Here is a 20,431-nt window from a genome sequence, read left to right as displayed (position 1 = left end):
CGATTCAGGAGGTGTTTTTTCCTTGTCCCATTTTACTAAGGCTTACTATTCAATCTGAGTTTTTTAATGCTAATAACAAGATATTGCCATAAATAATAACTAGGAATGGCTGTGTTTTTTAGAAATACAACCCACAAGACCTATAATGTCCAAATTTTAGAGATTTTGCACCAGACTCTTTTTTCCTTTATATTCACTGTTTTTTTCTCTTCCGTTTCTGTTCAAAAAAGAAAATGTGGCAAGCAGTACTAATATGATAAGGCAAACGGTAGAACCGATGATATTATCTTTATTAAATAGAAAAGAGATGAAAATGATCAATAAAGATGTGGTTGCCAAAATAGTTGTGTATGGGAACCATTTTACTTGGAAGAACGGTTTCTCTTTATAATGGGAGCGGAGCTTTAGTTGTGCCAAGCAAATGCTCATCCATACTAAAAGAACCGTAAAACCAGGTATCGTCATTAAATAGCTGATGACTTGATCTGGAGTCATATAGGCGAAAAATACCCCAATCAATATACATATGGTGACGATAAAAATACCGTTTATCGGTATTCCTTGTTTGGAAATCTTTAATAACCTTTTTGGAGCTTCACCGTTTTGAGCCATGGAATATAACATTCTCGAAGTTGCATAGATCCCCGTGTTTGCTGCTGATAAAACGGCTGTTAAAAGAACAAAATTCATGATATGTGCTGCTCCAGGCAGCCCTGTGATGCTCAATACTTGAACAAATGGACTGTCTTCCCCCGAAACTTTGTTCCATGGCATTAAACCACATATAATAAGAATAGGAAGAATATAAAAAAGAATGACTCTCCATACGGTTCCCTTGATTACTTTTGGCAATACCTTCTCTGCGTCTTTTGTTTCTGTAACAGTAACACCAATCAATTCTGCCCCGCCATATGAAAAGATGACGACTAAAAAGGCGCTCAGCATTCCTTCGATTCCATGTGGAAAGAACCCACCGTGTTCCGTATAGTTAGACAAAGGATTGTCAATAGCACTTGGAATGATTCCTACTAAAATACAAAAACCTAAAATAATAAAAGCGGTTAATGCGATAATTTTGATTCCTGCGAACCAAAACTCAATCTCCCCATAGTACTTTACATGAAACAAGTTAATTCCGACGATCAAGACGGTACAAAGGAAACTTAAAAGCCATAAAGGTATGGATGGAAACCAATATTTTAGGAAGCTTCCCGCCGCTAAAATTTCGACAATGGTGACAATCGTCCAGTTGATCCAATAAAGCCATCCTACGATAAAGGATGTATGAAATCCAAACGCTTTATATACAAGATGCTGAACGTTTAAGTTGGGGTAGACAATGGCCATCTCCGCCAATGCCGCCATCACAATAAATAATAATAAACCTCCTAATAAGTAAGCAAAAACGACACTTGGCCCCGCTATATTTAACGTATCTGAACTTCCTTTAAAAATACCCGTTCCAATCATGCCTGCTAGAGCAATAAACTGAACATGTCTAGGCAATAAACCTTTCTTTAAATCTTGATGATTTTTTTCCATGTTTGTCCTGCCTTTCTGTCGCGATATTTTATTTACAAACAATGATAGAGTTCTAAAACTGAAATAAACATGCTAGAAAGAAAAGGTAAAATAATGACCAAAGATTGTTAAGACAAAGGTTGTTTTTTCATTTTAATATATTCCTTTTCGAAACTTTTTCACTTAAACGCTTCTACGCTTCTATGCTTTTATGCTTTTGTGCAGTTAAGTATAAAATATATGTTTTTAAAATATAATAATGTCCTTTTGTTTGTCAAGAGTATGTCCCAAACTCATTGTTATACAATTAATCTTATATATTTGTAGAAGGCTTTTTCTATATATGGTTTTACACTGATATGTAATGTTGGTCGACCGTTTCTGGCTACAAAATGCGAGGGGGCAAACGGTATGCGGTGAAAGATGAAGAAGTGTAATTCCTTTTATAAGATGTGGAAGATTGGAATTTGGCGGGAAAGAGATGGATTGCAAGAAAGTGCCGCTTTTAAGACTATTTGCAAGGAAGCGAATTCGTGCGGGAAATAGCGGCAATTTGATAAAAAATGATTTTTTAGGAAATACTGATGAAAACAAAAACTGGAGGAAAAACAGGCATGCCATGGATCGAAGGGCGCATTATTTCCGGTGAATATGACAATGAAATGAACGTTTTTACCATCCAAAAGTTCAAACAGTTTTTTGTTGAATCTGTCCTCCAACCACATCAGCTGCAGCATCTGTCAGACTATCTGAAAAATCATCAAAATGAGGAAGAAGGACAGCTACTCATTCTTTACGATCAAATGCCTGTGAAATTGTCACAAGAAGAAATAAAGCAGTTCATAGCGGATTTAGATGAAATTCAGTCTCGCTGTAAAGGTTTTTCATAAAAAATGCACAAAAATACATCCAAACTACAGATATTTTGGCAGGATATCTGGATGAACGAAATCAATCCCTTGCTAACGGAATTAAAATCGATTGATTGAAATAGTTAAAAACCCCATCGGAACCATTCGATGGGGCTTTCTACCACACGAAGACACTCCTCTTTTTCGAAACTTTGTACATGCTTGAAAAATGAATTTATTAATACGTGTTAGAGAAGCAAGATCATGCTTGGAAAAGAACTACTAATATCTTAGTTATATTAAAACAACTATTATTGAATTTGCAACGATTATTTTTTTAGTAAACGGTTACAAATGGAATTGTTGACATTTATTTTAACATTTCCATCGATATGTTGAAAAATAGGTGGGAAGGGCGTATGTTATATATCGTAAAGAATGTGAAAAAAATCACAAAATAGAATGAAAGAGAAGTGTCGGAGAGATGGAAGCAGTTCAAAAATGTAAAGAGTTGGCTGTAAAAAAACGAACAATTCTCGATCGTTCCCTTGTTCAATATGTGATGCGGGCTGCTTTGGCAGGGGTGTACATCGGATTTGCACTTGTTCTTTGTTTTCGTGTAGGTGAATTTTTCCGTGAAGCGAATTCTCCTGCTACTTATTTAGTAAGCGGTATTTTTTTCGGAATCGCCTTAGTATTAATTATGTACGGTGGCGCAGAACTATTTACTGGTAATACGATGTATTTTACAATCAGTACTTTGCACAAAGAAACGACAATCAAAGATACGTTGCGGAATTGGCTTGCATGTTATAGCGGTAATTTATTAGGTGCTGTATTTTTCGCTTTTCTTATTTCGCAATCCGGTGTTTTTGATCATATTCCGCGAGGCCATTTATTATTTCTTATGGCGGCGAAAAAAATGCACGCAACAACGATGCAGCTCTTTTTTAAAGGAATTCTCTGTAACTGGCTTGTTTGTTTAGCGATTTTTATTCCCATGCAAATGAAAGAGGATATGGCAAAAGTATTTTCGATGATTCTTATTGTTTTTATCTTTTTTGCTTCTGGATACGAACACTCCATTGCCAATTTCGTCCTCTTTTCAATTGCATTAGCAGTCCCGCATCCAGCGACGATCGACTTAGCAGGAGTGGTGCATAACATTATTCCTGTTACACTAGGCAATATTGTCGGCGGTGCCCTGTTTATGGGAGCGTTGTATACATATTTGACATCTCAAAAAGAAGGTCACGTTTCAGCAAAACGGTCAGTTGGATACTTGTTTCATAAAGAGAAAATTTTGAATAAATGATGAAATGCCAGCCCACACTCAAACTATTTTGTTCAAATTGATGAATGACGATTGAAAATATGAAAAAAGAAAATTTCTAATCTTCTGGAATTGACTTCGTAAAAAACGGTTTCAACATCCATGAAAATGGAAAAATTGAATTGTCCATCGGTATTCATAATGGGAAACTTGAAAAACTGATGTTGCTTACTATTCCGTCGAAAAGGCTTCCGATGGGTTCATCCGAGTAGGGGGGAAGGAGTCCTTCTTCTTCGTCGAAGCTTCTTTGATGAATTTAGTAAAAACTCCCACCTTCAAACGGAGTGTAGGTGGGAGAGGTTCATGAATAACCTTAAATCAGATAGGGTGTTCTCAAAATCAGGGGGGAATCCGGTAAAGGAGGGGCAGTTTCGCTAGGCATTACACGTTTAATAACAAAATTGGAAATCATGTTCACCGTTTGGAAGTGTGTTTTTTAGTCACTGCATATGGTTTCCAAGACGGGCGGATTTGTTGGCGTACATTTGCATTTTGGCGTACATTTGCGTTTATGAATGGATTATGCGTTTTGCAACATGTTCGGCGTACGGAGCATACTTTCAAGTTATCAATGCCCGTTTGGTTACTATTACCAGTTATTCTGATTCTTGTAATTCTATTGGAGCCCACGTTAACGCCTAAAGGGTCCCAATTATCAAAAAGAGGAGGAACAAAATTGGCTGGACCTACTACACTTGCAATCAAATTGTTATTTGCATCAAATGCTTCTAGAGTAACATTTACAGCGGAAGCATAAAAGAAGCTAACAGAAGCGACTGCGGGCTGAAACGTAATCTCACGAGTGGTACCACCTATCCAAAATGCTATTGTATCAGGAGAAGGCCAATTTCCAACATTCCCTCCCTCTAGAAAAAGCCAACCGGGAAACGATGCCAATGTTACACACAAAGGGATTGGCGGAATTGGAGTTAAATTTTCTCCACCTTCAAACGTAGTAAGACCACATCTATTGTTACAACTACACCCCCCATTGTCACAAATGACTTCTACAGGGGTGTTCGGAGGATTTTGCTTCACGGTGACTAGGGAAGAATCCCCTCCTGTAAGAGTAAATTCCATAAAATAACCCTCCTTTTTGATGCTTTCCATTTAGCCAAGCTACTATATATTAAACGTTTTTTTACTGAGAGGTGCCTTTTTATCAATAATTAGGCTCGAAAACCTGGGGATGGACATGAGGTTCAATTTGAACAATGAATATGCATGGTCTTACGAAACAGAAGTCTTATTCCGATTTTTAGGTTATATTCTCGTTTTTTCTTGGCAAGTAATCTACGATGGTGGTCTACTGGCAGATACAGTAGACCATTTTTTATTTAGTTTTAAATAAGCGTACTTAGGTCCCAAAAATCAAATGTTCAGAACATTTCGGCAGATGTTGTGCTTCATTCATTTTCAGATGGGAAATGGCACAAACCTTTCTCATCTGATTGCCGTATCATATCTTAAAATCTGTTTAATGCCGGGTCGTATAAATAGGCTCCCGCCCAATATACAGTAACCACATCACAATCACATGTATACAATATTACACACAGAAAATGGAGAAGAGAGGAGACATATATGAAATGGCTTTATCTAAACGAGCTTGTTGCTCATATTGGTGGGGCATTGGTGCAAGGAGAGGGAAATCCTCTCATTAAAAATGTGGTCACGAAACGCTACAAGGTAGATAATCATACACTGCTCATTGATTTATATACAAAAAGAAAAATCCGCTCCAAGCTGTTTCAAAAATATAAGCCTATTGTCGTTGTAACGGAAAAACCACAAGACTTTAACCATCTTGGCGATGACGTGATTGTCATAAAAGTAGAAGATGTAGATGAGGCTTATTGGAAGTTTATTGATTATTACCGCAGCCTTTTTGATATCCCCATTATAGGGGTGACAGGAACCTGCGGTAAAACGACAACAAAAGAAATGATTAAACACATTCTTGAAAAACATTATAAAGTCCAATCCACTTATAAGAGTTTCAACGGTGGTCATCGCAATCACCGTTATCTTCTTGGGATTGATGAGACAACAGGAGCAGCCGTGATTGAAATGGGAGTAGACTCCCCTGGGGATATCATTTTTTATATAAAATATTTTCGTCCTCAGATAAGGATTTTGTTAAACATTGACGTATATCATCTGGTGGGATGTAAAACTCCGGAACGTTATCTCGAGGCAAAAGCGGAAATCCTGCATGATTTGGATCCGGTGAACGGCACCCTCATCTTAAATGCGGATGACGAGAACATCAAAAAAATTGATGTGAGTAAATTTCGAAACATCATTCTCTATTTCGGCTTCAGCGACGGATGCGACTTTCAAGCAACGGATGTCTCCTATGACCGAGGAGGTATGAAGTTTAATCTCCGTCATCAAAATCAAACTTATCCAGTCTTTGTGCCAGGGTATGGCAAACATAACGTGTATAATGCTCTTGCCGCCATCGCAGCGACGTGGAGTGCAGGGATGGATATAAAGGAAGCATGCGAGCGATTGGCGTCGTTCAACCAAGTGATTGAACATTTGGAGTTTCGTTCCGGGCTGGGTGGTTGCACCGTCATTGACGATACGTGGAATGTAACTCCTCTTTCGATGGCAAACGCTCTTCAAGTAATGAAAGAAGTTGCCGGTTCCAAAACCAAAATTGCTCTTTTAGGATATATGCCCCAGTTAGGGGATGGAGATTATGCACAGCAAGAGTATGCCAAGATGGGAGAGAAAGTAATCAAAACACAAGTGGATTTTCTTATTGTGGTGGGTGATGAAGCGAAGGAAATCGGAAGGAAAGCCTTAGAGCTCGGAATGGATCCAAGTAAAGTTTATTTTTCTAACAGCGGAACGGAAATCTATGAGATCCTTCACCCCCTTTTAAATGAGGAAGCGATCGTGCTTCTCAAGATCCCTCACCGTGTCATGGTTCAGGACTCATTTAAAGAACTGAAGGCAAAAATCATCGTTTAATGAATGGAGGGGAGGATGCGCATGAAAAGTTTATATCTCCAAGAAATTCTTGCGGAGATAGGTGGTACTGTCATACAAGGATCCGGCAATCCCTTGATACAAGATGTCACCTATCGACCCAAAAAAATTAAAGACCAGACGATGCTGTTTTACCGTTACAACGATATGAAAATTGACAAGAAATTGTTTCAAAAGTATAAATCTGTCGTTGTTGTTACAGATAATCCTGATTATTTCCAAAATATAGGCAAGGATGTCATTATTATTAAAGTACCAAATATAGAGGAAGCCTATTGGAAGTTTGTTAACTATTATCGTCATCTTTTTCAGATACCGGTTATCGGCATCACTGGTACCTGTGGCAAGACAACGACCAAAGAAATGGTAAAACATATATTAAGAAAATATTATAAAGTCCACTCCACCTTTCTCAGCAATAATCAAAGATCCCTTAATTTAAAGTATTTGCTCGGTATTGATGATGAAACGCAAGCAGCTGTCTTTGAAATGCCTGTTGCTTCCCCAGGTTATTTGGCCAACACCATCCAATATTTCCAACCCCCAATCAGAGTCTTGTTAAACATTGATGTCTACCATTTAAAGGATTGCAAAACACCGGAAGCCTATATGAAGGCAAAAGCCGAAATCATAAACGGATTAGATCCGAAGACAGGGATTATCATCTTAAACGCTGATGACAGCAACATAAAAAAGGTTCTCGATGTAAGCGGATTTCAACGGGTCATCTATTTTGGCTTCAGTGACGAATGCCATTTTCAAGCAAAAGATGTCCGCTACGTGGATGGAGGAACGCAGTTCACTCTAAAGCACCAAGATCAAACTTACCAAGTTTTTGTACCGGGTTACGGCAAGCCTAATGTATACAACGCCCTTGCTTCTATCGCAGCCGCATCCAGCGCAGGCATGAGTGTACAGGAATGTTGCGAACGACTGGCATCGTTTGAACAGATGAAAGAACATCTGCAATTCCGCCAAGGAGCGGGTGGATGCACCATCATTGACGATACATGGAATGCGGCTCCTCTTTCCATGGCATCCGCACTTGAAGTGCTTCAAGAAACCTCCGGATCGAAAACGAAGATTGCACTTTTGGGATATATGCCTCAGCTTGGGGAAAGCGAATTTGCAAGGCAACAATACGCGAGGATAGGCGAAAAAGTAGTAGAAACAAAGGTTGACCACTTGTTTGTCGTAGGGGATGAAGCCCGGGAAATCGGAAGAAAAGCAATCGAGCTTGGAATGGATCCAAGCAACGTTCATTTTTGCAGCAGTGGAACGGAAATCTATCAAATCCTTAAGCCTTTTTTAAACCAGAACTCTGTCGTGCTTCTCAAGATTCCTCACCGCGTCATGGTTCAGGACTCCTTCCAAAAGTTAAAACAGGCAATAATGCCTTAACTCAAATTTCATGGGATATCAAAAAATGAAATTTTATAAATGAAAGGGATCAGCGATGAAAAAGACAACTCAGTTAAGAAATCTAATCAATTCCAATTCGTTGGAATTTATCATGGAAGCTCACAATGGATTGTCGGCGAAAATTGTGGAAGAGACTGGATTTAAAGGAATTTGGGCCAGTGGACTGTCCATCTCCGCTTCAATGGGAGTAAGAGATAACAACGAAGCATCATGGACACAGGTGCTGGAAACTTTAGAGTTTATGAGCGATGCAACGTCCATACCGATTTTGCTGGACGGTGATACCGGCTACGGAAACTTCAATAATGCCAGACGTCTTGTGAAAAAATTGGAATCCAGACAAATTGCCGGTGTTTGTATAGAAGACAAATTATTTCCTAAAACCAATTCTTTTATCAGCGGAGAAGCACAGCCGCTTGCGGATATCGAAGAGTTTTGCGGAAAAATCAAAGCAATGAAGGATAGCCAGACTGACGATGACTTTGTTGTCGTTGCGAGAGTGGAAGCATTTATCGCAGGCTGGGGGCTCAGAGAGGCGCTTCGTCGCGCTGAGGCTTATCGTCAGGCGGGAGCAGACGCTATTTTGATACACAGCAAGAGAAGCGATGCTACTGAGATAGAAGCATTTATGAAAGAATGGGGAGATAGACTCCCAGTCGTGATTGTACCGACAAAGTATTATTCCGTTCCAACGCAGAAATTTAGAGAATTGGGTGTTAGTCTCGTGATTTGGGCCAATCATAATCTAAGGGCAGCGATTAAGGCGATGCAGAAAACGAGTCAGCAAATTTATCAAGAACAAAGCCTTTTGAATATAGAGCCTCACGTTGTTTCCGTGAACGAAGTGTTCAGGCTTCAGGGAGTAGATGAATTGAAGCAAGCCGAAAAAAGATATCTTCCGGCTTCCGGAAAGAAAGTGAACGCCATTATATTGGCGGCGAGCAGAGGCGATATGGATGAGCTTACGGCAGAGATTCCAAAGACGCTGCTCGAGGTCGGAGGGAAGTCGCTGCTTGCGACGCAAATTGATGAATTTAATAAGGTTGGCATCAAAGATATTTGCGTGGTCAGAGGCTTTGCCAAAGATAAGGTTGCTGCCGCGAATTTTTCGGTGATTGACAATGATTTGTTTGCGGAAACGAAAGAGCTTTACTCCTTATATCTGGCGAAGGACAAAATTAAAGAGAATACTGTGATCAGCTATGGAGATATTATTTTCAAAAACTACATCCTCAACGATCTTCTGAACGATATGAACGATATTACCCTCATTGTAGACGCTGATGTAGAAACCATCAGTAATGATAAAGATTTCGTATCCACCAACATACCTTACTCTAAGAAACTTTACTCCAGCACTGTCCAGTTTATCAAAATGTCAGGGGACTTGAAAGAAGAAGAAATCCATGGTGAATTCATCGGCCTCTGGAAGGTGACAAAAAACGGTTCCAAAATTGTAAAAAAAGCTTTAGAAGAACTATCGAAAAGAGAAGACTTCAAACAGCTGACAATGGCAGACCTTTTTAATCACATTAGTTCGTCTCACCCTATTGCGGTGAAATATATCAAAGGTTCATGGCTGGATATCGATACCATTCGCGACTTACAAAAGGCAGGTGATTTATTTGATCAACACTAAAATGTTCGGCGAAGAATTAAAAAAGATGGGATTTCAATTCTTCAGCGGAGTACCGTGTTCTTTTCTAAAGAACTTAATCAATTATGCGATTAATGATTGTGACTACGTTGCGGCAACCAATGAAGGTGAAGCGGTAGCGATTGCCGCGGGAGCTTATCTGGCAGGCGAGAAGCCGGTCGTTCTCATGCAAAATTCAGGGTTAACCAATGCCGTATCGCCATTGGTTTCCCTGAATTATCCTTTCCGGATTCCTGTGCTTGGATTTGTAAGCCTAAGAGGCGAGCCAGGCATTCCCGATGAACCGCAACATGAGTTGATGGGACGTATCACAACGCAAATGCTGGATCTTATGGAGATTAAATGGGAATATTTATCCACTGACTTCGAGCAAGCAAAAAATCAACTCGCACGGGCTCATTCATATATCGAAAGAGACCAAACCTTTTTCTTTGTCGTGAAAAAAAATACGTTTGAGAAAGAGCCGTTAAAGGATCAAAAACAACTATCTAACTTAAACGTGTTAAAGGTCGGGAAAACGAAAGATGATCAGCTTCCAACCCGAATCGAAACATTAAAGTTGATCAACTCACTAAAGAGTGACAAAACCATTCAGTTGGCTACAACCGGCAAAACAGGACGGGAGCTCTACGAGATTGAAGATGCTCCGAATAATCTGTACATGGTGGGCTCTATGGGCTGTGTCAGTTCTCTGGGGCTCGGACTTGCGCTGGCAAAAAAAGATAAAGATATCGTCGTTATTGAAGGGGACGGGGCTTTGCTTATGCGCATGGGAAGCCTGGCTACAAATGGATACTACGCTCCAAAAAATATGCTGCATATTCTATTGGATAATAACACGCATGATTCGACAGGCGGCCAAAGCACTGTATCACACAATGTCAATTTCGTGGATATAGCGGCAGCTTGCGGCTACTCGAAATCGATTTACGTTCATAACCTTGAGGAATTGGAATCGTGTATCAAAGATTGGAAGAGAGAGAAAAGTCTTACGTTTTTATATATGAAAATAGCCAAAGGATCCAAAGAAGGTCTCGGACGGCCGAAAATGAAGCCATATGAAGTGAAAGAAAGATTGAAGGTGTTTCTTCATGATTAAAACCGCAGTCATTTTAGCGGCGGGAATGGGAACCAGACTGGGAGAAAGAACGAAAAATCAGCCTAAAGGCTTCTTAATGCTTGATGAAAAACCAATTGTAGAACAGTCTATTTGCAAATTGCTTGAGATGGGAATCGAAAAGATCGTGATTGGAACAGGCTATTTGGCGGAAGCTTATGAGCGTTTGACCATGCAATACCCACAAATTACATGTGTACGCAATGACGAATATGAGAAAACAGGCAGCATGTATACCCTTTACAATTTGAAGGATCATATTTCTGATGACTTTCTTCTTCTGGAGAGCGACTTAATTTATGAAAAAAAAGCGTTAGATATATTAATCAAAAATAAAAAATCGGACGTTATTTTGGCGAGTGAGTTGACAGGTTCGGATGACGCAGTATTTATCGAGGCCGATGAATATCGTTTTTTGCGAAATATGGCAAAAAAAGGAAATAAACTCAACCATATCTATGCGGAGTTAGTAGGCATTACGAAAATCTCCTATCCTACCTTTCAAGCCATGTGCAACTTTGCGAAAGCGAGCTTTGATGATGACCTTAAACTCGATTATGAACACGCTCTTGTCGGCATTTCCAATCAAGTGAATCTATACGTTCACAAGTTGAATAATCTTGCTTGGTGCGAAATTGATAACGAACACCATTTGCTTCGCGCGGAACGTTATATCTATCCCATGATTAAAGCGAAAGAAAAGAATGTTCCGCCGGTAAAAAGAAACATCTTGCTCAATCCGGGGCCTGCGACAACGACGGATACCGTTAAATACGCGCAAGTAGTCCCTGACATCTGTCCGAGAGAAGAAGAATTCGGCAATGTCATGCAATTTATTTCGGATGAGCTCACAAGATTTGTTGCAGACCCCGAGCATTATACCACCGTTTTGTTCGGGGGATCCGGCACCGCAGCCGTTGAAGCAATATTGAGCTCGGTTGTTGGCGAGCAGGCTGTGTTTATCGTCAATAATGGCGCGTACGGCAAGAGGATGTGCCAGATTGCGAAAGCCTATGGGTTAAATTATATCGAATATCGAAGCAGGCCAGACGAACCTTTGGACCTTGCCGCGATGGAAGCGATGATTCAAAACTCTGCACGTAAAATTTCCCATTTGGCCGTCGTTCATAATGAAACAACGACAGGTCTCTTGAATGATATTGAATCCATTGGAAGACTATGCAAAAAATATCAAATTCAAATGATTGTCGACGCTATGAGCTCCTTTGCGGCGATCCCGATTGATATGGAAGCCATGAATATTAGTTATCTTGCCGCGTCTTCCAATAAAAATCTTCAAGGAATGGCCGGTGTTGCATTTGTAGTTGCGAAAAAGGATCATTTAGAAATGACTAAACACCTTCCTCCGCGAAATTTTTATCTTCATCTTTATTCACAGTATAAATATTTTTTAGAAACGAAGCAGATGCGGTTCACCCCTCCGGTGCAGATACTTTACGCACTAAAGCAGGCGATCATTGAGACGCGTCTGGAAGGAATTGAGAAGAGGTATGAGAGATATACAAAATCATGGGAAGTTCTGATCAATGGCATTACTCGATTGGGTTTAACCCATCTCGTCAAGAAAGAGCATCATTCCCGGATCATCACAGCCATTATGGAACCTAATACTCCTAGCTACGATTTTCAGGAGATGCATCATTATTTTTATCGCCACGGATATACCATTTATCCTGGCAAGCTCGACGGACAGAATACCTTCAGGGTGGCAAATATCGGGGATATTACCTATAAGGACATGGAATTATTTGTGAATTTACTTGAACAGTATCTAATAAGCATAGGTTACTGCACGGAAAGGAAGGAGATTAATGGCGATTCCAAAACATAGATTAGCAGCTTCCGTAGCTGTTGTTAATAGTGAGAACAAAATTCTTTTAGTTAAGAACTGGAAAAGAGGATGGGAATTCCCTGGCGGTTATGTAGAAAACGGTGAATCCATCAAGGCGGCAGCCATCAGGGAAGTCAAGGAAGAGGCAGGAATTGAAGTCCGCTTGACCAAATTTTGCGGAATTATTCAAGATGTCGAAAACAGCAGATGCACGGTACTTTTTCTCGGGACGCCGGTAAGCGGTGAATTAGCGGGAGGAGACGATGCTTTAGATGCGGGTTATTTTACCATCGATGAGGCTTTGCGGAAGGTGAGATGGAAAACTTATAAAGAAAGAATTTTGAAATGTTTGAATGAAGAAGAACATCCTTTTTTCATCGAATCCTAATTTAAAGGAGATGAATGTTTTCATGGAATCCTAATTTAAGGGAGGATGAATGAATGTCTGCTTCCTATATATCTTTGACAACAGAAGAAGCGGTCGCTAAATACAAAAAGAACTATGATGAGTACGTCAAAAAGGAATTAGTGAGAGTGGCTCAGTATAGAGAAGCATATAAACATATCAAGGAAAGCCTGGCCGATCAAATCGTAGAACGCGCGATATGGTATATGGAGCATGGCTATACGGTATATGGCCATGGCTATAACTCATACCATTCCGACGGAGTTGTCGATTGTTCGGGGTTTACGAAATTAGTCTATGGCGATTTTGGTTTTGAATTAACTGGCGTCGCTAAAAAATATGACAATATCGGTACAAGAGTGGAAGGCGTCTATACGAAAATCGTCGATGGGTATTGGAGCCTCGAAGGGTTAGAAAACCTTCGTCCCGGAGATATACTCACTTGGTGGAAACAGCGGCCCGACGGTACTTTTTACATCGGCCATGTTGGGATTTACATGGGGCAACTCGACGGAAACCCAGCGGTAATCTGCACAGCAAGTGGAGCTCCTACAGCCATTGGGATTATCACCGGCTTTAAACGCTGGTATGGACTGCATTTCTATAATGCTCAACGAATTCTGCCGGAAGGATCATGGACGCCGGGAAAAGTGATTCCAGGCCATGAAGACAGAGGACCGGTTATTCCAGAGCGGTATGTACTCCCGCCGCAAAAGCCTATTGTTATGCCTAACATCCAGAATTCCCAGGAGCAATAAACCTTTTTGCTCTCCTTAAACATGTGGTGTCAATAGGGGGGTTAAGCTTTTTTAAATAGTTCCTTTTACTTCTTCCATCGAGTCTGCTTCTGTTCGCGCTTTTCTGCTCTTTCGTCTTGAATGAGCTTGACCTAAATGCTTTTTATTTATGCCAAATGATTTATTTGGACTTATACACCAATAAATGACGCAGTCATAAGATAGAGTATTGAAAGCTGTTATCTGATCGGAAGTAAAGAGGTGAAACTAGTGCAAACAGAAACCGTTGACTTTGGTTTTATATATAATGCAAAAAAACAGCAGCACATTTTTCCAAAAATGATTGACCATTTCAGCAAATTATCAGAAGAATACAACATAAGAACCGTCTTGTTTACATTACAAAATCTGGATTTGGAGGAGCAGGCCATTAGCGGCACGATCATAGAAGGAGATCGGGTAAGTCAAGGATTTTGCGAATTACCCCCTCTTATTTATAATTTTGCTCTTCATTCGGCCGAAGATAAAATTGGGAAAATGAGGCACTTAAGGAAAATGGAAAATATCATGGTCATCAATCCTGTTAATCGTTTTGTTCAGGGCATCATTTTCGAAATGTTAGCCTCTTTAACAGGCTCTGAACAATTTCTCTTGCCCTCAGTAACATTAAATGCCGCAACTTTAACGGAGTATCTTCACAAGTACGATACGCTATTTCTTCTGCCGGAAAAAACGTTCCATCCACCAAAAGCTGTCGTTATCAAAAAAACTCAGAACGACAACTACATGATTTGTATCGGCCAAAACGGACAGATATGCGAAAAGAACGATATTGTTAACTATATCCAAAAAATGACGAACAACAAAAAACATATTCTAATGAAGGGAATCGAATGCTTTCAGTGGGAGAACGGCCCCTTAGAAGCCAGAATCTATCTTCAAAAGGACGCAAATGGAGGATGGTCCGTTACAACCATAGCGGCCAAGAACGGCATATTTTCAAGAAATGCATTCTGTTCTTCTAAAATAAGTGATATACTCTGCGATCCTTATCATAACAAAAATGTTGAGGAAACATTAGCCGATGTTTCTTTACGAATAGGAGAATTTTTAGATTTTTACATTCCCTTCATGGGGAGTTGTACACTTGATTATATATTTGATGAGAATGGTTGTCCCTATCTCATTTACGTTGCTGGTTTTGAACAAGATCCATACTTGTATCGTCACATGGATTCGGAAGCACAATCGAACCTTCTGAATAATGCTTTTCATTATCTGTTATTTCTAATGTATAACCATGTAACGGAAAGGGGGCAACGAAATGAAGTGGATCAAAGTGGAGAGAGAGGACACGGGGGGGATTGAAGATTCAGGAAATACGATATATGTTTCAAAAAATCTGGCAGACAAATTGAAAACTCAAACCAAACTGATATTTGGCCAAAACGAAATCCCCATCACAGTCCAAGCTTCATCCTCCATTGATGAATGTACGGGAGATCATTTTGATGATCCTGCTCTGATCCGGCTTTCCCAAAATGTGTTTGACCAGCTTTTGATTCAGAAATCTGCCACATATCAAATACGCTATACCGACACAACCATTTATATCGGTCCAGTTATTGGTTTTCTGCTTGGCGACCAGCATTATTATTATCACCATCGCAGATTGAAGGAATTAACGGATGCTATGGGGGTTTATGAAAAAGTAGGGGGGCTTTTCATCGCGTTCAGGCACTGCTCCATGAGCTGGCGAGAAAAGTGTATTTATGGCCTATACTTCAACTACGAGAACAAAAAGTGGGTATATGGCAAATTGCCTCTGCCGTCAGTCGTTTATCGAAGAGGATTTAATTCCAGGAATAATTTCGTTAACGAATGCAGCGACGTTTCCAGTTGGGAAGTATTTAATGCTGTAAGGTTTGATAAATGGCAGTTGTATACTCAGTTAAAGAAAAATGATCGGCTGAACCCATATTTGCCAGAAACGGCATTATTAAGTGTTGACAGCTTATCAGCGTTTCTTCATAAATATTCAAAAGTCATTCTGAAACCGAATAAGCTTTCTAGAGGCAGAGGGATATCGATTATCACATCCAAGCCTGACGGGACCCTCGAAGTTCATGATTATCGACAGTTTACCAATTTTACGATTCCCGCATCACAATTGGAGGATTATTTGCACGAAGGAAAATATTTGAAACGCGATTATATCATTCAGCCTTTTTTGGATTTAGCGCGAATCGACGGTAGTCCTTGGGATATAAGAGTAGTGATGCAAAAAAACAGATGGAAGCAGTGGGTTTGTAATGGAATAGAGTGCAGACTTGCAGGGACGGGGAAGATGATTACGAACATTTCCAATGGAGGCAGAGCGCTTGAGTTGAGTGAAGCGTTAACATTAGCCTTTGGTACCGAAGTGGATCCCACACAAGTGAGAAAAGATATTCACTCCATTTCGATAGAGTTTTGCAAAATGATGGATCAAACAGGATTCCATTTTGCTGAATTTGGATTGGATCTTGCTCTTGATCAACAAAAACATTACTGGTTTATAGAAGCTAATGTTCGCCCAACCTTTAAAGGATTTAAAACATTGGATGATGACATCTACCGGCGGATATGTTACGAACCCATTCTTTATTCAACTTCTATTGCCGGTTTTGGCTGGGAGGATAGCGATGAATCCGAAATATAAAATCATTCCGGACCTGCAGGCTCAAGACTGTTTGACGATCCATCCGAACACCGCGAAACAAAAAAATATTTCCGCCCTAAAAAAATGGTTTCTTCGTTTTGGCATCCAAGCGTTAGAAATTAAGCTGAAAATATCTTCTAGGTTAAACGAAAACGAAATGAAATTATCGATTGGGGTGATTGAGTCCTTAAGGATTCCTCTCAGCGGCCGTTACGAAATCCGGCGGGAGGGAAATGAAATTCTAATCGGGCCTTATATAGGTATTCTGACCGCATCAAAGAAGAGCATTTTGGATGATACCGTGCAATATTTATCCAACTACTTATACGATTATGACCGCATTGGCGGAGCGATTGTTGCTTTTTCGCTGGAAGGCATGGATCCTTTCAAATATACAATAGAGGGATATATGTTTAACCCGGACACGAAAGAATGGGAACAAGGCGTTTATTCGTATCCAGCCGCCGTGTTTAAAACGATTTATCTTAACAAAAGCTGGAGAAATCATTTTCAAACGATTTTCGGCAACCGGCTATTTAACAGTTATGTATTCAATAAGTGGGAAATGTATAAATGGTTAAGTCAAGCATCTCACTTAAAGCAGTATTTGCCTGAGACGATTCTCTACAAAAAGCCAGAGGATCTTGAATCTTTTTTGAACCTTCACCGGCAAATTTATGTAAAACCGCTTCATGGCAGCATGGGTGAGAGAATTTTCAAGGTTTCCAAAAGTGAGGAACATGGCCTGAAATTGCAGTATCATCAAGATGGCATCCCTTATGAGATGATCTTTTCCAATCTCTTTAGCCTGGCTGATTTCTTCAAAAGCCAATTCAAGGGGAAAAAGTATATTTTGCAGCAAGCTCTTGACCTGATATCGTTCGAAGAAAAGAAAATCGATTTCCGCATCGTGATGGTAAAAGACCAGGCAGGTGTGTGGAATGATATGTGCATGGTGGCCAAATATGGCCAGCAAGGCAGCATTGTGACAAATATTTTAGCGGGCGGCACTGCCGAAATTGGAGAAATTACGCTGCAAAAAATATTTGGCCTTTCCACTGAAGAGGTCTTTAAATGGCGAAAAGAAATATCGCGCATCGTACATGAAGCCGCACAAATTATTGAACAATGTGGGGTGCATTGCGGAAATTTAGGCATTGATATCGGCATAGACACCCAAAGAAGGATGTGGATCATCGAAATGAACAATCTAAACCCTAGTCCGTTGTTTGCTCTTGATATCAATGATCGTCCGCTGTTTTATCGAATAAAGCTTCTGAATATGCTTTATGCCAAGAGACTTGCTGGGTTTCCGGAGGGGGTATTATGAAGCGGTATATTCAATGGATTCCAGAGAAAAAATCCAACACGATTTTTCTTCCCGAATCAATCATAGAAGAAAGGGAAGTTATACCTCGGCGGATGATCTTACAAGTTGGCATATGGAAACAGGAAGTCGAAGTGGAGATTCATAGCAGCATACCTGAAAATACGGTTGGCTTATCAAGCGCAATAAAACTGCCTTTCCAATTGCCGGAACACCTTCCATATGAAATAGAAATGAAAGGAAGAAAACTGCATCTCGGCCCGGTGATTGCCTTTATGGCCTTCAAGGAAGAACGGGATATCACGCCTGAGTCATTAAATGCATATAAGGAATACTTAAGCAGCTACTCAGACATAGGGGGACTTATTTATATTTGTGCAGCCAATAGAATCCATTCATCCGCCCAAACTGTTGAAGGTTATTACTATGACCCAGCTGCGAAAGAAGATGAAACTCCATGGAAGTATGGTTTCTTTCCGTATCCGGATGTCATCTACCGGAAAATAGATGTAAAAAAGCCAGTATATGATCAAATTATCTCTAAAGTTGGTGAGAATATGTTTAATTCCCATTTATTTAATAAATGGGAATTATGGCAATGGCTCTCCCCATATCCTTATTTGCGCGAACACTTGCCATATACCCAGCAGTTGGAAAACGTTCAAAGCTTGGATCATATGTTGTCTTTGTATGGAGAAGTCTATTTAAAACCGATAGAAACAAAAAATGAAAAGGGACTTTTCAAAGTGGATCAAACATGCGGCGGATATCGTTTTCTTGACGAATCTGCGGGGGAAAGATGTTTTCATTCCAAAGAAGAAGCAGCGGAATTTCTTAACAGCTTAATAACGCATGAGGACTATCTTATACAACAGGCAGTTTCGGCCATGAGATATGGAGATCGCCGCCTTGATTTCCGAGTCATTCTGCAAAAAAACAGTTCTAAACATTGGAGCTGCTCGGGCATCATTGCCCGTTTGGGAGACACAACAGGAATTACTGCCAACTTTGACCGGTCAGGAATCTTTTTAACCGGAAGGGAAGCATTAAGGAAAGTTTTTCAAATGAACGAAAGGGAAGTATTTTTAAAAGAACAGGAAATGATTGATCTTTGCATCTCAGCCGGTAAAACCCTTGATCAATGTGGAGGGGATTATGCGGATTTGGCTATTGATATGATCATCGATGAAAACTTAAAAGTATGGCTAATAGAAATCGATCCACTGCATGACCACAAATTGCCTCTCTATTCGATCCAAGATAGGCAAATGTATTTAAAAGTAGTCACCACTCCCTTCGAATATGCGAAATCTCTGGCTGGTTTCAGTTAATGAAGGCCGCTCCCTTGCATGCTTGACGGCGGTGCGGCAACTGTCATTGTTAAACTGGGGAAAGTTGGCGGTAAATCCTATCCGGATGAAACTGGCACCTGTTATATCAGTATTTTTAAACTAAAGTTGTTATAATCCGAAGTTATCTTTCTACCTTGACAGGAGAGAGGCCGATCACTTCGTTCAACCGGAACATCAATGTAACAGAAGCCTGTAACTCTTATTTATCAAGGGTTGAAGGATTTTGGTATTTTATGAAACAGATTCACTTTAACACTTTTCCCGAGAAATCTCCCTTTCTCTAAACGGAGTGAAGGGGGGGAGATGAATCGGGAAGTTTTTGATCCCTAAAAACGAACATATATTCTATAATCAAGCCATCCATAGACAAAGTAAAGAAGTATCTCACTTTTCTTCTTGTGTAGGAATATTGCCTGCGATGAATGTTTTTTTAACGATAATGCGCCAAATGGGAAGCTGTAATAAAAATATTGTCAATTTTGTTTTATTATATCATACGCTTTACTAAACCACTATTCATGCTTCCAAAAGCCGAAAAGAGGGGGAGCTTATGTACAAACATATTGTCAAACGAGGAGAAACCATCTCTTCCATTGCGATGGATTATCGCACCTCCGTGCAAGCGTTGTTAAGCGCCAATCGTTTAACCATATCTTCTATCCTCGTTCCCGGCCAGGCGATTATTATTCCTCATCTTCCCACAAAAGGTTCTATTCCATATACAATCCATATTTCTGTCAGCCGCCGGCAGTTAACGTTAAAAAGGGAGGAAAGAGTCATTCGTACGTATCCGATTGGTGTTGGAAAAATGGTGACCGCAACACCTGTTGGCGACTTTGTCATTGTCAATCGCCAACCAAATCCTGGTGGGCCTTTTGGCGCTATGTGGTTAAGTTTATCGAAGATTCATTATGGTATTCACGGCACAAATAATCCATCTTCCATCGGAAAATATGTATCAAAAGGATGCATCCGAATGTACAACAAAGATGTATTAGAATTAGCTTCGATGGTGCCAAACGGAACAGAAGTTTTCATCCGGCCATAAGATCAAGAAAGAAAGTAAGATTAATAGGAAAAATTTACAAGATATTTATCCTATCTTAGCAATAGGTAAATAAAAAAATGTTATCTTAATAATCGTTGATGGGATGG

The 20,431-nt window shown here is 40.0% G+C and carries 16 protein-coding genes; 14 read left to right on the top strand and 2 right to left on the bottom strand.

What is annotated here, in order from left to right; genetic code table 11:
• Positions 1–156 precede the first annotated feature (156 nt).
• A complete protein-coding gene (locus QSJ37_RS03930; protein WP_285753891.1) occupies positions 157–1,542 on the bottom strand; it encodes an amino acid permease in 1,386 nt (461 codons plus the stop codon).
• Between the two features lie 563 nt (positions 1,543–2,105).
• Here QSJ37_RS03930 and QSJ37_RS03925 point away from each other — a divergent pair.
• Positions 2,106–2,411, top strand: a complete 306-nt coding sequence (locus tag QSJ37_RS03925) for a hypothetical protein (protein WP_285753889.1) — start codon at positions 2,106–2,108, stop codon at positions 2,409–2,411.
• A 445-nt stretch (positions 2,412–2,856) separates the two neighbouring features.
• The gene (locus QSJ37_RS03920) at positions 2,857–3,687 is read left to right on the top strand and encodes a formate/nitrite transporter family protein (protein ID WP_285753886.1); all 831 of its coding nucleotides are present in this window, start codon (positions 2,857–2,859) and stop codon (positions 3,685–3,687) included.
• Positions 3,688–4,119: 432 nt separating this feature from the next.
• Here QSJ37_RS03920 and QSJ37_RS03915 read toward each other — a convergent pair whose 3' ends face one another.
• The gene (locus QSJ37_RS03915) at positions 4,120–4,785 is read right to left on the bottom strand and encodes a hypothetical protein (RefSeq protein ID WP_285753884.1); all 666 of its coding nucleotides are present in this window, start codon (positions 4,783–4,785) and stop codon (positions 4,120–4,122) included.
• Positions 4,786–5,289: 504 nt separating this feature from the next.
• On the opposite strand from QSJ37_RS03915, the gene QSJ37_RS03910 reads away from it, so the two are divergent.
• The 12 genes from QSJ37_RS03910 (at position 5,290) to QSJ37_RS03855 (ending at position 20,324) form a co-directional block, all read left to right on the top strand.
• Positions 5,290–6,687, top strand: a complete 1,398-nt coding sequence (locus QSJ37_RS03910; protein WP_285753882.1) for a UDP-N-acetylmuramoyl-tripeptide--D-alanyl-D-alanine ligase — start codon at positions 5,290–5,292, stop codon at positions 6,685–6,687.
• A gap of 21 nt (positions 6,688–6,708) precedes the next feature.
• The gene (locus QSJ37_RS03905) at positions 6,709–8,106 is read left to right on the top strand and encodes a Mur ligase family protein (RefSeq protein WP_285753879.1); all 1,398 of its coding nucleotides are present in this window, start codon (positions 6,709–6,711) and stop codon (positions 8,104–8,106) included.
• A gap of 55 nt (positions 8,107–8,161) precedes the next feature.
• Positions 8,162–9,766, top strand: a complete 1,605-nt coding sequence (aepX, locus tag QSJ37_RS03900; protein ID WP_285753878.1) for a phosphoenolpyruvate mutase — start codon at positions 8,162–8,164, stop codon at positions 9,764–9,766.
• Entirely contained in the window at positions 9,756–10,883 is a 1,128-nt protein-coding gene (gene aepY, locus QSJ37_RS03895) for a phosphonopyruvate decarboxylase (RefSeq protein WP_285754750.1), read from the top strand. Before aepX ends, aepY begins: the two co-directional genes overlap by 11 nt.
• On the top strand, positions 10,876–12,753 hold the full coding sequence (locus QSJ37_RS03890) for a 2-aminoethylphosphonate aminotransferase (protein WP_285753876.1): 1,878 nt from the start codon (positions 10,876–10,878) through the stop codon (positions 12,751–12,753). The genes aepY and QSJ37_RS03890 overlap by 8 nt, the downstream gene beginning before the upstream one ends.
• Positions 12,734–13,141, top strand: coding sequence for an NUDIX hydrolase (locus QSJ37_RS03885; RefSeq protein ID WP_175244223.1), 408 nt, complete (start codon positions 12,734–12,736; stop codon positions 13,139–13,141). The genes QSJ37_RS03890 and QSJ37_RS03885 overlap by 20 nt, the downstream gene beginning before the upstream one ends.
• Before the next feature lie 53 nt (positions 13,142–13,194).
• Positions 13,195–13,917, top strand: a complete 723-nt coding sequence (locus QSJ37_RS03880) for an NlpC/P60 family protein (protein ID WP_285753871.1) — start codon at positions 13,195–13,197, stop codon at positions 13,915–13,917.
• Positions 13,918–14,166: 249 nt separating this feature from the next.
• The gene (locus QSJ37_RS03875; RefSeq protein WP_285753869.1) at positions 14,167–15,264 is read left to right on the top strand and encodes a YheC/YheD family protein; all 1,098 of its coding nucleotides are present in this window, start codon (positions 14,167–14,169) and stop codon (positions 15,262–15,264) included.
• On the top strand, positions 15,221–16,597 hold the full coding sequence (locus tag QSJ37_RS03870; RefSeq protein WP_285753867.1) for a YheC/YheD family endospore coat-associated protein: 1,377 nt from the start codon (positions 15,221–15,223) through the stop codon (positions 16,595–16,597). The genes QSJ37_RS03875 and QSJ37_RS03870 overlap by 44 nt, the downstream gene beginning before the upstream one ends.
• Positions 16,581–17,927 carry a YheC/YheD family endospore coat-associated protein gene (locus QSJ37_RS03865; RefSeq protein ID WP_285753865.1) on the top strand — a complete coding sequence of 449 codons (1,347 nt, stop codon included), beginning with the start codon at positions 16,581–16,583 and terminating at the stop codon, positions 17,925–17,927. The genes QSJ37_RS03870 and QSJ37_RS03865 overlap by 17 nt, the downstream gene beginning before the upstream one ends.
• Positions 17,924–19,255: a YheC/YheD family endospore coat-associated protein gene (locus tag QSJ37_RS03860; RefSeq protein WP_285753863.1), complete on the top strand. Its 1,332-nt coding sequence runs from the start codon at positions 17,924–17,926 to the stop codon at positions 19,253–19,255. Before QSJ37_RS03865 ends, QSJ37_RS03860 begins: the two co-directional genes overlap by 4 nt.
• Positions 19,256–19,826: 571 nt before the next feature.
• Positions 19,827–20,324, top strand: a complete 498-nt coding sequence (locus tag QSJ37_RS03855) for a L,D-transpeptidase family protein (RefSeq protein ID WP_285753861.1) — start codon at positions 19,827–19,829, stop codon at positions 20,322–20,324.
• Positions 20,325–20,431: the final 107 nt, after the last annotated feature.

Origin of the sequence: Parageobacillus sp. G301, from assembly GCF_030268025.1 — a bacterium.
Classification (GTDB): domain Bacteria; phylum Bacillota; class Bacilli; order Bacillales; family Anoxybacillaceae; genus Parageobacillus_B; species Parageobacillus_B toebii.
This window is presented reverse-complemented; position numbering and strand designations above follow the sequence as displayed.

What these genes read in the sequence shown, in the direction of transcription:
- QSJ37_RS03870 (WP_285753867.1), top strand. Translation starts at nt 15,221, where the DNA reads ATGAAGTGGATCAAAGTGGAGAGAGAGGACACGGGGGGGATTGAAGAT.
- QSJ37_RS03905 (WP_285753879.1), top strand. Translation starts at nt 6,709, where the DNA reads ATGAAAAGTTTATATCTCCAAGAAATTCTTGCGGAGATAGGTGGTACT.
- aepX (WP_285753878.1), top strand. Translation starts at nt 8,162, where the DNA reads ATGAAAAAGACAACTCAGTTAAGAAATCTAATCAATTCCAATTCGTTG.
- QSJ37_RS03865 (WP_285753865.1), top strand. Translation starts at nt 16,581, where the DNA reads ATGAATCCGAAATATAAAATCATTCCGGACCTGCAGGCTCAAGACTGT.
- QSJ37_RS03880 (WP_285753871.1), top strand. Translation starts at nt 13,195, where the DNA reads ATGTCTGCTTCCTATATATCTTTGACAACAGAAGAAGCGGTCGCTAAA.
- QSJ37_RS03925 (WP_285753889.1), top strand. Translation starts at nt 2,106, where the DNA reads ATGAAAACAAAAACTGGAGGAAAAACAGGCATGCCATGGATCGAAGGG.
- QSJ37_RS03915 (WP_285753884.1), bottom strand. Translation starts at nt 4,785, where the DNA reads ATGGAATTTACTCTTACAGGAGGGGATTCTTCCCTAGTCACCGTGAAG.
- QSJ37_RS03930 (WP_285753891.1), bottom strand. Translation starts at nt 1,542, where the DNA reads ATGGAAAAAAATCATCAAGATTTAAAGAAAGGTTTATTGCCTAGACAT.
- QSJ37_RS03855 (WP_285753861.1), top strand. Translation starts at nt 19,827, where the DNA reads ATGTACAAACATATTGTCAAACGAGGAGAAACCATCTCTTCCATTGCG.
- QSJ37_RS03920 (WP_285753886.1), top strand. Translation starts at nt 2,857, where the DNA reads ATGGAAGCAGTTCAAAAATGTAAAGAGTTGGCTGTAAAAAAACGAACA.
- QSJ37_RS03910 (WP_285753882.1), top strand. Translation starts at nt 5,290, where the DNA reads ATGAAATGGCTTTATCTAAACGAGCTTGTTGCTCATATTGGTGGGGCA.
- QSJ37_RS03860 (WP_285753863.1), top strand. Translation starts at nt 17,924, where the DNA reads ATGAAGCGGTATATTCAATGGATTCCAGAGAAAAAATCCAACACGATT.
- QSJ37_RS03885 (WP_175244223.1), top strand. Translation starts at nt 12,734, where the DNA reads ATGGCGATTCCAAAACATAGATTAGCAGCTTCCGTAGCTGTTGTTAAT.
- QSJ37_RS03890 (WP_285753876.1), top strand. Translation starts at nt 10,876, where the DNA reads ATGATTAAAACCGCAGTCATTTTAGCGGCGGGAATGGGAACCAGACTG.